The sequence below is a fragment of the Mediterraneibacter sp. 210702-DFI.5.30 genome, from assembly GCF_020560115.1.
GTDB classification, from domain to species: Bacteria; Bacillota; Clostridia; order Lachnospirales; family Lachnospiraceae; genus Mediterraneibacter; species Mediterraneibacter faecis.
This window is the reverse complement of sequence record NZ_JAJCME010000004.1, coordinates 41,669-57,234: the sequence shown is the minus strand read 5'-3', so window position 1 is coordinate 57,234 and position 15,566 is coordinate 41,669. Positions and strand designations below refer to the sequence as shown.

Below are 15,566 nucleotides of genomic sequence, written 5' to 3'. Positions count from 1 at the left end.
AATAAAGCGTTGAAAGAAAGGGGTATCTATGAAAAAAAGACGGAAAAAACAAAGCACTAAAAAATCTTACGCTCGTAGGAATTGGAGATTAATAATGGCTATAACAGTAATTGCTGTTTCAGGAGGTGTTTTATTAAAAAGGACGATAACGGAATCACCAGAAGACACACTTGTGGAATATATGAACCATATTGAAAAAAAGGAATATGAAGTAATGTATACTATGATAGATTCAGATGAAAAAGTTTATTTGACAAAAGAAGAATACATACAACGAAATTCTAAGATATACGAAGGAATAGAGGTCAGTGACATTAAAATCAGTCATATAGCTGTGAAAGAGAAAAAAGCAGATACAGTTACGCTTTCGTATGAAACATCATGTAATACAATTGCCGGAACAATACAATTTGACAATATGGTGGAACTGAAGAAGACGAAACAGGGATATAAATTAGTATGGCAGGATAGCCTGATTTTTCCAGATCTAGAGAGTGATGATAAAATAAGCGTTACTACCTCAAAAGCGGAGAGAGGAGAAATATTAGACCGAGATGGTAAAATGCTTGCAGGAAAAGGAGTAGCAACATCAGTTGGCATTATACCGGGAAAGCTGGAAGACAGGAATGTATCTATTGAAAAAATAGCGGAGTTATTAGAGATAGATGTAGAAACAATAAATAACAAACTCACAGCAAAGTGGGTAAAAGAAGATTCTTTTGTACCAATTGAAACTATTCCGAAAGTAGAAGAAATAGATTTAATGAAAATACAGCCAGAAGAAAAGACACTTGAGGAGCAGGATTGTCAGAATAAACTTTTGGAAATTCCAGGGGTTATGCTATCAGATGTGGAAGTTAGAACCTATGAGTTAGGGGAAGCAGCAGCTCATTTAATTGGTTATGTACAGTCTGTAACAGCAGAAGATTTGGAAAATCATCCAGGGGAAGGATATTCAGCTGAAAGTGTAATCGGAAGATCTGGGGGGGAAAAGTTATACGAAAAGCAATTAAAAGGAAAAGATGGTTGTGATATAAAGATTTTGGATAGTGATGGGGAAGTAAAAGAGGTTCTTGCAAGTATTTTTAAAGAAGATGGTATGGATATAAGATTAACGATAGATTCCGATTTGCAAAAATCATTATACGAGCAGTTTAGAGAAGATCCGGGGGGTTCTGTCGCAATGAATCCTTATACGGGAGAAGTATTGGCCTTGGTAAGTACCCCATCTTATGATAATAATGAATTTATACGGGGCTTATCATCAGAGAAATGGACATCATTAAACGAAGATGAAAAGAAGCCATTATATAATCGTTTTCGTCAAGTATGGTGTCCTGGCTCAACATTTAAACCAGTTGTGGCTGGAATTGGGTTGAAAACGGGAAGCATAGATCCAAAAGAAGATTTTGGAAATGAAGGTTTGGCATGGCAGAAAGATTCGTCTTGGGGATCTTATCAAGTAACAACACTTCATGAATATGAACCGGTTATTATGAAAAATGCAATTATCTATTCTGATAATATTTATTTTGCAAAGGCAGCTCTTAAAATTGGTAGTGAGAATTTTATGAATACTTTAAATGAAATAGGATTTAATCAGAATATGCCGTTTGAGATTGCGATGCAGGAATCAACATATTCCAATACAGATAAAATAGAAACAGAAATACAATTGGCAGATAGTGGTTATGGGCAAGGGCAGATTCTTGTAAATCCATTACATCTGGCAAGTATTTATACTTCATTTTTAAATGAAGGGAATATGATAAAACCGTATTTGAAATACAAAGAAGAAGCATCCGGTGAAACATGGATAGAAAATGCGTTTAGCAAAGAAAATGTAGAAGAAATTATGCAAGGGGTGGAAGGTGTTGTAAATGATCCGGAAGGAACCGGATATGCTGCACATCGTGACGATATTTTGCTGGCTGGAAAAACAGGGACAGCCGAGTTGAAGGAAACGAAAGAAGATACTTCTGGCAAAGAAATCGGGTGGTTTTCGGTGTTTACGGCAGATAAAAGCGTGGACAAACCAATTCTTCTTATCAGTATGGTTGAGAATGTGAAAGGAATCGGTGGAAGTGGTTATGTTGTTAAAAAGGATGCAACCGTATTGGAGGAATATTTTGAAAAATAAAAAAATTTTTACGGGGAATTATTACATATGTAAGAAATTTGCGATGATATTGATAGTTCTTATTGTTTTTACAGGGTGCGGACAAAATCGAATTACGGAAAAAGAAGAAAAGAAAGAAACCGTAGAATCTGAAATGAATGCAGAAGCAAAAAAAGCAGCGCAAACTTTTCGGTCTGTTTATATGAAGGAGAAGTCGGAGTTAAATACATTAAAGGCGAAAAGAAAAATTATCAATTGTCTGAAAGAGAAAGGATATGCGGCAGTAGATTGTGATAATCAGATTGATATGGTCAATCGTGAAAAAGTAGAAGAATTTTGTAAGGCAGCGGAGAAAGAAGAACAGGCAGCAGTTGATATTGTTGTTGTATTTGATGAAGGGGAAATTATACAATATCATTTAGAGTCAATGAATGGAAAGATAAATGTTCGATTATGTCAGGTTAAATGGAAGGATAATAGCCCACAGGCTAATTATTATGATGAATATGAAGCATATGAGTGGAAATATACAGAAAAAGGATACTTGTTTCTGGAGGAATATCACCCACCGGGATTTGATGGAGCACCGGGTGAAACTGGATTCAGAGTGCAGCCATTAGATAAAACATGCCGGGAATTGAATCGAAAATATGTTATGCCGTTGGGGTATGCACTTAATAATCTGTTGATTACAAATTGGGATAACCAGAATTATACGGAACTTGATTTTTATGATCTTTATGAAAAAATGTATTATATGAAATATGGAAAGCAAGTTCCATATGAAGCAAATTATGGTGGAGCAGAATATGAAGTTCCAGAAGATGAGTTTGAAGAGGTTATAAAGACCTATTTACCATTTAGTAATACCGAGATTGAAAAGGGAACTTTTTATAACTCTGATAATAGAACTTTTAGATACAGACCGCGAGGGTTATATGATTGTGAATTCCCATATGAGCCATATTCGGAAGTTATCTCATATGAAAAATTACAAGATGGAACATTAAAACTTACGATAGAAGCAGTATGGGAAATTAGAATGTTAGATCAGGCAATCACCAGTGAATTGATGATAAAACCTATGGAAGACGGAAGTTTCCAGTATTTATCAAATAAGGTAATCAGGTCAGATCAAAATGCAAATGCAGGGTGGTATATGCCAAGGTTAACAGAAGAAGAGTGGGAAGAGAATTACAGTAATAATTAGGGGGCAATATGAAAAGAAAAAGTATTTTGTTAGTACTTTGTATAGGAATGATTCTGACTTCCTGTGAAAGTAAGATATCGTTAAACAGCACAGATGTAAAAAATGAGAAGAATCAGAAAAACACTACCATGGAAAATCCGGATAAGGGATATAATCTACCAATCGATGAAGACAAGAAAAAGGAAGCTGTGAACGATTGTGAAGAAATTATGGGCATTATCCGAGATATTTATTCTGAATATAATGGAATACAAGAAGCAGATCAGAATACTGCTGAGCAAATGATGAATCGGATGAAAGAAATTATCAAACAAAATGGGAATCCGGTCATTGGTTCCGATCATTATTCTGTTATGGATAATTATCAGAAGATGGAACAATTTTTAAAATCTGCAGAACAAGAAGAAAAAGGAAGTGTAATTTTATATGAAGCAGATACAGATGGTGGAATTACCAGAAAAGAATATAGTTATGATGGAAAAGAAATGAGTGTGATGTCCGCAAAAATGATCTGGAGTGAGGATACAGAGCCTGTACTTACATACATATCGCTATCAAAAATAAAAGAATGGGCATATACTGAAAATGGGAATTTCTGTTATGAATTATGCGTACCTGAACCACCGGAAGTGACAGAGATTGTAGATGGAAGTTGTATTATCCGGGTAAAGCCTTTGAGTGAGGAGTGTCGGGAATATTCAAAAAAATATGTGAGTACGTTCGGCTATCAGGGAAACAATCTGTTATGTTCAAACTGGAATGCGGAGGATATGCAGGGATTGGATTATAATGGACTTTATGAATATTTTTATCAAATGAAATATGGAGAAAAATTTACTGCAGAAAAAGAGGTTGTGGGAATTCCAGCAGAAGAGTTCGAAAATGTAATTATGACATATCTTCCTGTTACAAAAGAAGAATTGAAAGAATGGGCGGTCTACGATGAACAAAGTAATATGTTTATCTGGGAACGATTGGGATGTGGTAATTATTCACCAACACATTTTGGATTGTCTTTACCGGAAGTAACAGAAGTCAGGCACAATGAAGATGGAAGCATTGTTTTGACAATTCATGCAGTATGTGATTCTGTTGTATGTAATGATGTTGTTATTACACACGAACTTACGATGAAAATTCAGGATGATGGAACGATTCAGTATGTTGGAAACAGGATTTTAGATAATGGTATTGATAATATACCGAGGTATCAGTACCGGTTAGGTAATTTGCAGAATTGATCAGTAGAGAAGAATGAAATAAAGAGAACTGATAACGGGAAATTATGCTATCAGTTCTCTTTATTTATTTCCAAATACCAAGATTAGAAAGTACAGATTCTGTTATTTCGGTAGCTTGACTTCCAGTTGCACCAGAAGAGGATTGAATATTTGTTGCGAAGTAGTAAGTATTATTCGCTGTTTCAATGTATCCGATAAACCAGCCATTGACATCTTTACCATTGACACGCCCGGTTCCTGTTTTCCCGTAAAGAGAACCGGAAGAAGTAGTGGAAAGCAGCAGGGCTTTTTTTACTGCCTGGATATTTTTAATGTCAAAATGAAAATTATTTTGATAGAAATCCTGTAACAATTCCACCTGTTCTATGGGTGATATCTTCAGAGAGAAATCTGTCCAATAGAGATTTAGATTTGTTCCAGTATTCTGATTCCCATAGTTTATTGTCTGTAAAAATGTTCTTACGGCTTCAAAACCTGCCTGTGAATCAATTGCCTGAAAATACCAGTTTACGGAATTATGTATAGCTGAGGTTAAATCTTGATCGGCTTCCCATGAATTAAAAGGATATGGTTCTCCATTCCATGTGAAAGTGGAATGTTCTGGTGTAATAATTCCAGATTCCAAGCCAAGTAATGCATCATATATTTTATAAGTCGAATTCGGTGATACACGTGTGGAAGCATGATCCATATTATAAATATTCCATTTATCAGCAGACTGATCATATAAAACAAAACTTCCGGTGTAGTCCCCAAAATTGGAAGAAAGATTTAGCTGAGTAATATTCTTTTCGGTTGTGTCAAAATGATAGCCAGTCTGATCAGAAGCATAAACAGAAAGTATGGGAATGCATCCAATGATGATAGTAGAGACGAATATGCATATAAGATATCCACGAATTTTTTGTTTAAAAGTAGGTTGGTGGAATGATGCAATATTTAAAATACGTCCTTTTAACTGTTTTATATTTCCAGTGATTCCCATAGTAAAAGGGAATGGAGACAGAGCTATTGTTTCGGCAAAGTTAATCAGTGTATTTCCATATGACTTGTATTCTGTTTCTTTCAATAATTGTAATACAGCACTGTCGCAGGCAAGTTCCCGTTCCTGACATATTCTTTTTAGAAAATACCAGATTAGGGGATTGAACCAGTAGAAAACATTTACTGTATTTATCAAATATCCAATTAGAATATCTTTATGCTTGTAGTGCTGCAGTTCATGAAGAAGCATATAGCGAATATCAGTTGCACTTATAGTTCCAGCGTTAAAATCTGAAATCAAGTGAATTGGAAGATAAATGCGAGGATGCAGGAAACCAGCCAAAACAGGAGATTTCAAAAATGCTGTACTATAAATCGGAATGGTATGCTTGCTGTTCACTTCGTTTAAACATTCTATATAAAGAGCGTTTAGTTCTTCATTTTGAAGAGGTAAAGCAGAACTATGTAAGGCTTTTACTTGTTTTACTGAGCGGTAGAGAAGAAAAAACATTATGAATATACCGATACTCCAGAAAAATACAAGTAATGTGTGAATAAAAGTTGGTATTTGGGTGCTGACAGAGACAGCAAAATCATTTATTTTATCCAAATTATAACCATTACCAGAAAGAAAAGTGGTTTGAATGTCACCATTGGTACTTGAACTGGCTGTCAGCAAATGTCTCCACGATATAGAAGATGGGGCAGAGTTTATCGGTAAAAAGGGAACAATTAGAACGGCAAGAAATATAATCGAAAGATTATATTGCATACGTGCGGATAATTGCCTTTGCAATAAATTTTTTAATCCCAGTAAACTACCTAAAAAAATACAAATGATGGCATTACAGAGTAAAAATCGAAAACTAAAATATATCAAAATATGCTCCTCCCATGGTTAATGATTGGAAAGAAGATTCCGTAAGCTGGCAATGTCTTCTTCAGACAATTTATCATCCTCAATGTAAGAGGCAAGCATAGAAGTGATATTACCATTATAATATCGCTTTAAAAAAGAATTACTTTCCTGCCGAATGTATTCGTCTTCCTTGACCAATGGAGTATAGACAAAAACCCGGCTTTGTTTTTCATAGGTTAGTGCTTTTTTAGAAACGAGACGTTTGATCAATGTCTGAATTGTTTTAGGACTCCAACTGGAAATCTGTGTTAATTTTTCAGTAATTTCATTGGTGCTGATTGGTGCGTATTTCCAAACGATTTTCATAACTTCAAATTCAGCTTCTGAAATTTGAGGCAGATTGCTCATGTGATATTCCTCCAAATCTTACAAGTGTAATAAAAATATTATATATCTTAAAAGGTTATTCTGTCAACGAAATAAAAAAGTTGACTTTAAATCCAGATACATTTTAAAGGTATGTAGAATCGAGCTAAGATGTAAAAGTACAGAACAAACATTCGATTTAGTTCTGTACTTTTTTTCTCCTGAATGATATACTATACAAGTAACAATGCTAAGAAAACAACTACTATTTCTAAAATATCACCGCTAAATTAGAGCGCTCAGGAGAAATTACATGGATCATTTTGAATTAGTATCACAATACAACCCAACTGGCGACCAGCCGCAGGCAATTAAAGAGCTGGTCGAAGGCTTCAAAGAAGGAAACCAGTGTCAGACGTTGCTTGGCGTTACTGGATCTGGTAAGACATTTACCATGGCGAATGTCATTCAACAGATGAACAAGCCGACATTGATTATTGCACATAATAAGACGCTGGCTGCGCAGCTGTATGGGGAATTCAAAGAGTTCTTTCCAAATAACGCAGTGGAATATTTTGTCTCCTACTACGACTATTATCAGCCGGAAGCATATGTTCCATCTTCAGACACATATATTGCCAAGGATTCGTCCATCAATGACGAGATTGATAAGCTTCGACTCTCCGCAACTATGTCACTGATGGAGCGAAGAGATGTGATCATTGTTGCAAGTGTATCTTGTATCTATGGGCTGGGTAACCCGGTAGATTACCAGAACATGGTAGTTTCTTTGCGTCCTGGTATGATCAAAGATCGTGATGAAGTAATGGCAAAGCTGATTGAGATCCAGTATGATCGTAATGATATGGATTTCCACCGTGGTACATTTCGTGTGCGTGGAGATGTTTTGGAAATCATTCCAGCATATGAGAGTGACACAGCGATTCGTGTGGAATTCTTTGGAGACGAGATAGACAGGATCTCAGAGATTGATATTTTGACAGGAGAAGTGAAGGACGAACTGAAACATGTAGCAATCTTTCCAGCATCTCATTACGTGGTTGACCGTGAGAATATCAAGCGTGCGGTGGCAGATATTGAAGAAGAATTAGAAGAACGTGTCAAAGAGTTTAAGAGAAATGATAAGCTTTTAGAGGCACAGCGTATTGCGGAGCGAACGAATTTTGATATTGAGATGCTTAAGGAGACTGGATTTTGTTCCGGAATTGAGAATTATTCCAGACATTTGGCAGGGCTTCGACCGGGACAGGCTCCGTATACATTGATCGATTATTTCCCGGATGATTTTATTATGATGATTGATGAGTCACATAAGACAATCCCGCAGATTGGTGGAATGTATCACGGAGACCAGTCGAGAAAGCAGACATTGGTAGATTATGGGTTCCGTCTCCCATCTGCGAAGGACAACCGACCGCTTAATTTTGATGAGTTTGAAAGTAAGATTAATCAGGTGATGTTTGTATCTGCAACACCGGGAGAGTATGAGAAGGATCATGAGCTTCTTCGTGCAGAACAGGTAATCCGCCCGACAGGACTTCTGGATCCGGAAGTTGAGGTGCGACCGGTAGAAGGACAGATTGATGATCTGATCGGTGAAGTGAACAAAGAGATCAGTAAGAAGAATAAAGTCCTTGTCACAACGCTGACAAAGCGCATGGCAGAAGATTTGACAGATTATATGCGTGAAGTAGGAATCCGTGTAAAATATCTTCATTCGGATATTGATACGCTTGAACGTACGGAAATCATCCGAGATATGCGTCTGGATGTGTTTGATGTGTTGGTTGGAATCAACCTCTTGAGAGAAGGACTTGATATTCCGGAAATCACTCTTGTTGCAATCCTTGATGCAGATAAAGAAGGATTCCTTCGTTCAGAGACTTCGCTGATTCAGACAATCGGTCGTGCAGCGCGTAATGCAGAAGGACATGTAATCATGTATGCAGATAAGATTACAGAATCAATGCAGCTGGCGATCGATGAGACACAGCGTCGTCGTGAGATTCAGATGAGATACAATGAAGAGCATGGAATCACGCCGAAGACGATTCAGAAGTCAGTGCGTGATCTGATCAGTATCTCTAAAAAGGTTGCGGCAGAAGAGATGCGGCTTGAAAAAGATCCGGAGTCCATGAGCCAGAAAGAACTGGAGAAACTGATCGCGGATCTGACGAAACAGATGAAGAAGGCAGCAGCGGAATTGAACTTTGAGGCAGCGGCAGAGCTTCGTGATAAGCTTGTTGAATTAAAAAAGATGCTCAATGATATGGAATAGGAGATTACAAAATGGGTAAGAAAATGGACGCCAGACAGTACATTAAGATACGAGGCGCGAATGAGAATAACCTGAAGAATATAGATGTAGATATCCCAAGAAATGAACTGGTTGTTTTGACGGGACTTAGCGGTTCTGGAAAATCTTCCCTTGCATTTGATACAATTTATGCAGAGGGTCAGAGACGTTATATGGAATCACTGTCTTCCTATGCAAGACAGTTTCTTGGTCAGATGGAGAAACCGGATGTAGAAAGTATCGAAGGGCTTTCACCTGCAATTTCTATCGATCAGAAATCAACGAACCACAATCCACGTTCCACAGTTGGAACTGTTACGGAGATTTATGATTATTTTCGATTATTATATGCGAGAGTTGGAATTCCGCATTGCCCGAAATGTGGTCGTGAGATTGCAAAACAGTCGGTAGATCAGATGGTGGATCAGATTATGGCGCTTCCGGAGAGAACGAAGATACAGCTTTTGGCACCTGTTGTACGTGGAAGAAAAGGAACACATGTAAAGCTTTTCGAACGTGCAAAAAAGAGTGGATATGTTCGTGTTCGTGTGGATGGCAATATGTATGAGCTTTCAGAAGAAATTACATTAGATAAGAATATCAAGCATAATATTGAGATTATTGTAGATCGTCTTGTAGTAAAACCTGGAATTGAAAAGCGACTGACAGATTCCGTGGAAAATGTACTTCAGCTGGCAGAGGGACTGCTTCTTGTAGATGTGATCGATGGAGAGCCAATGAATTTCAGTCAGAGTTTTTCTTGTCCTGTCTGTGAGATCAGTATTGATGAGATTGAACCACGCAGTTTTTCTTTTAACAATCCATTTGGTGCTTGCCCGGAATGTTTTGGACTTGGATACAAAATGGAATTTTCAGAAGAACTGATGATTCCGGATCCGTCGTTGTCTATTAATCAAGGTGCGATTGCAGTTTTAGGATGGCAGTCCTGTACAGACAAGAGCAGCTTCACACGTGCAATTCTGGATGCACTGTGTAAAGAATATCATTTTGATCTGGACACCCCTTTTGAGGATTATCCAAAAGAAATCCATGATATTTTGATTTATGGAACAGACGGAAAAGAAGTAAAGGTTTATTATAAAGGTCAGAGAGGCGAAGGGATTTATCCGGTTGCATTTGAAGGATTGATCAAGAATGTAGAACGTCGTTACCGTGAGACAGGTTCTCAGACGATGAAAGCAGAATATGAGACATTTATGAATATTACACCATGTTCAGCCTGTAAAGGACAGCGCTTGAAGCCGGGGGCTTTAGCTGTAACAGTTGGAGATAAGAATATTTCAGAAGTGACAACACTTTCTATAGAACGTCTTCAGAAATTTTTAGATGAACTTCAATTGACAGAGACACAGCAGTTGATTGGTAATCAGATTCTGAAAGAGATCAAAGCAAGAATTAGGTTTTTGATGGATGTCGGTCTGGATTATCTGACGCTTGCGCGTGCGACAGGAACACTTTCCGGTGGAGAAGCACAGAGAATTCGCCTTGCAACACAGATTGGATCAGGTCTGGTCGGAGTTGCATATATTCTGGATGAGCCGAGTATCGGACTTCATCAAAGAGATAATGATAAACTTCTTGCGACGCTGAAACATCTGCGTGATCTTGGAAATTCATTGATTGTAGTAGAACATGATGAAGATACGATGCTGGCAGCGGATTATATAGTAGATATCGGTCCGGGGGCAGGAGAACATGGCGGTCAGGTTGTTGCTGTGGGAAATGCACAGGAAATTATGAAAAATCCAAATTCTGTCACAGGAGCGTATTTGAGTGGAAAAATCAGGATTCCGGTTCCGACAGAAAGAAAGAAGCCGACAGGTTATCTGAAAGTAGTCGGTGCACAAGAGAATAATCTCAAGAACATTGATGTAAAATTCCCTTTGGGAGTTATGACTTGTGTAACGGGAGTGTCTGGATCGGGGAAAAGTTCTCTTGTGAATCAGATTTTATATAAAAGACTTGCAAGAGACTTGAACCGGGCAAGAACAATCCCTGGAAAACATAAGAGAATAGAAGGGCTAGAGCAGGTTGACAAAGTGATTAATATCGACCAGTCACCAATCGGAAGGACGCCACGGTCAAATCCTGCCACTTATACAGGCGTGTTTGATTTGATCCGAGATTTGTTTGCAGGAACGCCGGATGCAAAAGCACGTGGATACAAGAAAGGACGGTTTAGCTTTAATGTTAAAGGGGGACGTTGCGAAGCATGTGCAGGAGACGGAATCCTGAAAATCGAGATGCATTTTCTTCCGGATGTTTATGTTCCATGTGAGGTCTGTGGTGGAAAGCGTTACAATCGTGAGACTCTGGAAGTACGCTATAAAGGGAAAAATATTTATGATGTATTGAATATGACAGTGGAAGAAGCGGTAGATTTCTTCGAAAACGTGCCAAGTATTCGAAGAAAGATGGAGACGTTGAGAGATGTCGGATTGTCGTATATTCGTTTGGGACAGCCTTCTACAGAGCTTTCAGGTGGCGAGGCACAGAGAATTAAACTTGCGACAGAACTTAGCAAACGCAGTACCGGAAAAACGGTATATATTCTGGATGAACCTACGACAGGACTTCATTTTGCAGATGTGCATAAATTAACAGAGATTCTCCGCAGACTTTCCGGGGATGGAAATACAGTAATTGTAATCGAACATAATCTGGATGTGATTAAGACGGCAGACTATATTATTGACATTGGACCAGAAGGAGGAGACCGCGGAGGAACTGTTGTGGCAAGTGGTACTCCGGAAGAGGTCGCAAAGAATCCAGATTCTTATACAGGGAAATATATTGCGTCTATATTGGAGAAATAAAGACGAAAAAAAGTCGAAAAAAGTCGTAAAATATATGCAAAAAATGCCTTTCTATTTTAAGCGAAGTCTATTATACTAAAGTATGCGGATGATAAAACATTACTGTTTTGGCTACATAATATTGACAACAGTAATAGTAAAAAACAGTAACGATAAACCCCTTCAAGGGACAAAAGACACTTGATTGAGGAAAGAGAATGCTGGAATCAGTAACAGACAAAGTTGTTTATTTGTAGTAGATTGCTGAGAACAGTAAAAGAGCGTTTTAGAAGGGAGATATAGAAATTATGATGTCAGTAGATCTTGGAATAGATTTGGGGACAGCCAGTGTACTGGTATATGTGAAAGGAAAAGGGGTTGTTCTGAAAGAACCATCAGTTGTCGCATTTGATCGTGATACGAATGTGATCAAGGCAATTGGTGAAGAAGCGCGTCTGATGCTTGGAAGAACACCGGGAAATATTATTGCGGTAAGACCACTCAGACAAGGAGTAATCTCTGATTATACCGTGACGGAGAAGATGATTAAGTATTTTGTTCAGAAAGCTCTGGGAAAACGTACATTTAAGAAGCCGAGAATTAGTATCTGTGTACCAAGTGGTGTTACAGAAGTAGAAAAAAAAGCAGTGGAAGAGGCTACATTTGCAGCCGGAGCAAGAGAAGTTCATCTGATTGAAGAACCTGTGGCAGCAGCAATAGGAGCAGGGATAGATATTTCAAAGCCTTGTGGAAATATGATTGTTGATATCGGTGGCGGTACAGCAGATATTGCAGTTATTTCGCTGGGTGGAACAGTTGTGAATACATCAATTAAGATAGCAGGTGATGATTTCGATGAAGCAATCGTACGCTATATGAGAAAGAAACACAATCTTCTGATTGGAGAAAGAACGGCAGAAGATATCAAGATTAAGATTGGAACGACTTATCCACTTGTAGAAGAAGAGAAGATGGAAGTCAGAGGGCGTAATCTGGTAACGGGGCTTCCGAAGACAGTTACGGTGACTTCATCTGAGACAGAAGAAGCTTTGAGAGAATCTACCGGACAGATTGTAGAAGCTGTAATCGGAGTACTTGAGCAGACTCCACCGGAGTTGTCGGCAGATATCCTTGATCGTGGAATTGTTCTTACCGGAGGAGGATCACTTCTTCGCGGACTGGAAGAATTGATCGAAGAGAGAACAGGAATTAATACGATGACAGCGGAGGATCCGATGAAAGTCGTTGCAATTGGTACCGGACAGTTTGTGGAATTTATGAGTGGAAGAAAAGAGTTTTAAGAGAAAGAATTCTGAAAAAAGAATTTGAAGTGTCAGGTTCTTAGAGAAGAAGATTCAATTACAAGGGGTGTGTATAATAGGAACACACCCTTTTTCTGCATATAAATAGGAAAAGATACAAGAAGAGAGAGGAAAAAGTGTGGAAACAGTTACAGGGTATGTGAGTCATATTGTATATAGAAATTCTGATAATGGGTATACAGTATTCCATATTGAACATGATGATGGTGAAGTGACATGCGTGGGAAGTCTGAACTATATTAATGAAGGAGAACTTCTTGAAATTCAAGGAGAATATGTGAATCATAATGTTTATGGTAAGCAGTTGAAGATTTCTCATTATAAAGTAAAAGAGCCGGAGGATATTGTTTCTATTGAACGATATCTTGGCTCCGGAGCAGTGAAAGGTGTGGGTGCGGCACTGGCTGGCCGAATCGTGAAAAAGTTTAAAGAGGATACTTTCCGCATTATTGAAGAAGAGCCGGAAAGACTTGCGGAGATTAAAGGAATCAGTGAGAGAAAAGCACAGGAGATTGCATCTCAGCTTGAAGAAAAGAAAGATATGCGAAAAGCCATGATTTATCTGCAGAAATACGGTATTTCAACAAAGCTGGCAGCCAAGATTTATCAGTATTACGGAATGAAAGTGTATAAAGTGCTAGAAGAAAATCCGTATCAGCTTGCAGATAATATTGAAGGAATCGGATTTAAGACTGCGGATGAAATTGCATCCAAGATTGGCATACATACAGATTCAGACTATCGTATACGAAGTGGTTTATTTTATACATTGCAACAGGCAGTAGGTGAGGGGCATGTGTATTTACCACAGAATATATTGCTTCGAAGGGCAAATGCACTTTTAGGAGTTGATCTTGAAGATATTGAGAAGTACATCATGGATCTGTGTATAGAGCGGAAAACAGTTATGAAAGAAGTGGATGAGGAAATTCGCATTTATCCAGCACATTATTATTACTTGGAATTGAATACTGCGAAAATGCTTAATGATCTTGATATTGACTGTCAGATGCCGGAAGACATGATGGAGAAACGTCTGAAAAGAGTAGAACAGAAAGAAAAGATAGAATTGGATCCAATGCAGCACAGAGCTGTTATAGAAGCTATTAAACATGGTTTGCTCATATTAACAGGAGGACCGGGTACAGGTAAGACGACAACGATCAATACGATGATTCAATTTTTTGAAAGCGAAGGAATGAGTATCCTTCTTGCAGCGCCAACAGGACGCGCGGCAAAGCGAATGACAGAGGCTACAGGATATGAAGCCCAGACGATTCACAGACTACTTGAAGTAAGTGGAAATCCTGAGGAAGAGAACAGTGTAGGTGGATTTTTGAGAAACAGAGAGAATCCACTTGAGACAGATGTTATCATTATAGATGAGATGTCCATGGTTGATCTGAATCTGATGCATGCGCTTTTATCAGCAGTTATTCCGGGAACAAGACTTATTCTTGTGGGAGATGTGGATCAGCTTCCGTCCGTGGGACCGGGAAGTGTGTTAAAAGATATCATACGCTCAGAAAAATTTCACGTAGTGACGCTTACAAAGATTTTTCGTCAGGCAGGAGAGAGTGATATTGTAGTAAATGCTCATAAGATCAATGCAGGAGAACCGGTTACAATTGATAATAAAAGCCGAGATTTCTTCTTCTTAAAACGCCAGGATGCGAATACGATCATTAGCGTCGTTATTACTTTAATACAGAAGAAATTACCCAGATATGTGCAGGCTGACCCAAATGAAATCCAGGTAATGACACCAACACGTAAGGGATTGCTGGGTGTAGAACGATTGAATGTGATTCTACAGCAATATCTGAATCCTTCAGATTCCCAAAAAACGGAGAAAGAAATTAATGGTAGATTGTTCCGTGAAGGTGACAAAGTAATGCAGATTAAAAATAATTATCAATTAGAGTGGGAAGTTTCTACCAGATTTGGATTAACAGTTGACAAAGGAATTGGAGTTTTTAACGGTGATATGGGAGTCATTGATGAAATCAATGAATATACAGAAACTGTTATCGTGGAATATGATGAGGGGAGAAAGGTAAAATATGGATACGATATGACAGATGAGTTAGAACTTGCCTATGCGATTACGGTTCATAAATCTCAGGGAAGCGAGTATCCGGCGGTCATTATCCCACTTCTTCCAGGACCAAAGTTACTATATAACAGGAATCTGCTTTATACAGCAGTGACGCGGGCAAAAAAATGTTTAACAATAGTAGGGAGTGAACTAACATTTCAGGAAATGATCGAAAACAAAAGCGAACAGGGAAGATTTACAAGCTTAGACGAGCGAATCAAAGAATTTTAGAAA

The 15,566-nt window shown here is 38.2% G+C and carries 9 protein-coding genes; 7 read left to right on the top strand and 2 right to left on the bottom strand.

Features of this window, described 5'->3' with window-relative positions:
• The first annotated feature begins 28 nt into the window (after positions 1-28).
• Genes LI126_RS05460 through LI126_RS05450 form a run of 3 tightly spaced genes read left to right on the top strand, consistent with a single transcriptional unit; the run spans position 29 to position 4,570 of the window.
• A complete protein-coding gene (locus LI126_RS05460; RefSeq protein WP_227165003.1) occupies positions 29-2,140 on the top strand; it encodes a penicillin-binding transpeptidase domain-containing protein in 2,112 nt (703 codons plus the stop codon).
• Entirely contained in the window at positions 2,130-3,329 is a 1,200-nt protein-coding gene (locus LI126_RS05455) for a DUF6070 family protein (protein WP_227165002.1), read from the top strand. The genes LI126_RS05460 and LI126_RS05455 overlap by 11 nt, the downstream gene beginning before the upstream one ends.
• Positions 3,330-3,337: 8 nt before the next feature.
• The gene (locus LI126_RS05450; protein ID WP_227165001.1) at positions 3,338-4,570 is read left to right on the top strand and encodes a DUF6070 family protein; all 1,233 of its coding nucleotides are present in this window, start codon (positions 3,338-3,340) and stop codon (positions 4,568-4,570) included.
• A gap of 64 nt (positions 4,571-4,634) precedes the next feature.
• Here the strand turns inward: LI126_RS05450 and LI126_RS05445 are convergent, their stop codons facing one another.
• Together LI126_RS05445 and LI126_RS05440 are read right to left on the bottom strand one after the other, a co-directional pair.
• The gene (locus LI126_RS05445) at positions 4,635-6,434 is read right to left on the bottom strand and encodes a BlaR1 family beta-lactam sensor/signal transducer (RefSeq protein WP_227165000.1); all 1,800 of its coding nucleotides are present in this window, start codon (positions 6,432-6,434) and stop codon (positions 4,635-4,637) included.
• Positions 6,435-6,452: 18 nt separating this feature from the next.
• Positions 6,453-6,821: a BlaI/MecI/CopY family transcriptional regulator gene (locus LI126_RS05440; protein ID WP_005341664.1), complete on the bottom strand. Its 369-nt coding sequence runs from the start codon at positions 6,819-6,821 to the stop codon at positions 6,453-6,455.
• 271 nt (positions 6,822-7,092) lie between these two features.
• Here LI126_RS05440 and uvrB point away from each other — a divergent pair, with 271 nt between their 5' ends.
• The 4 genes from uvrB to recD2 all read left to right on the top strand — a co-directional run bounded on the left by uvrB (position 7,093) and on the right by recD2 (position 15,563).
• On the top strand, positions 7,093-9,078 hold the full coding sequence (gene uvrB, locus LI126_RS05435) for an excinuclease ABC subunit UvrB (protein ID WP_055144792.1): 1,986 nt from the start codon (positions 7,093-7,095) through the stop codon (positions 9,076-9,078).
• Positions 9,079-9,089: 11 nt separating this feature from the next.
• Entirely contained in the window at positions 9,090-11,933 is a 2,844-nt protein-coding gene (uvrA, locus tag LI126_RS05430) for an excinuclease ABC subunit UvrA (RefSeq protein ID WP_227164999.1), read from the top strand.
• Between the two features lie 290 nt (positions 11,934-12,223).
• The gene (locus LI126_RS05425; protein ID WP_117540219.1) at positions 12,224-13,213 is read left to right on the top strand and encodes a rod shape-determining protein; all 990 of its coding nucleotides are present in this window, start codon (positions 12,224-12,226) and stop codon (positions 13,211-13,213) included.
• Positions 13,214-13,352: 139 nt separating this feature from the next.
• Positions 13,353-15,563, top strand: coding sequence for an SF1B family DNA helicase RecD2 (gene recD2 / locus LI126_RS05420; protein ID WP_020435725.1), 2,211 nt, complete (start codon positions 13,353-13,355; stop codon positions 15,561-15,563).
• Positions 15,564-15,566 lie beyond the last annotated feature (3 nt).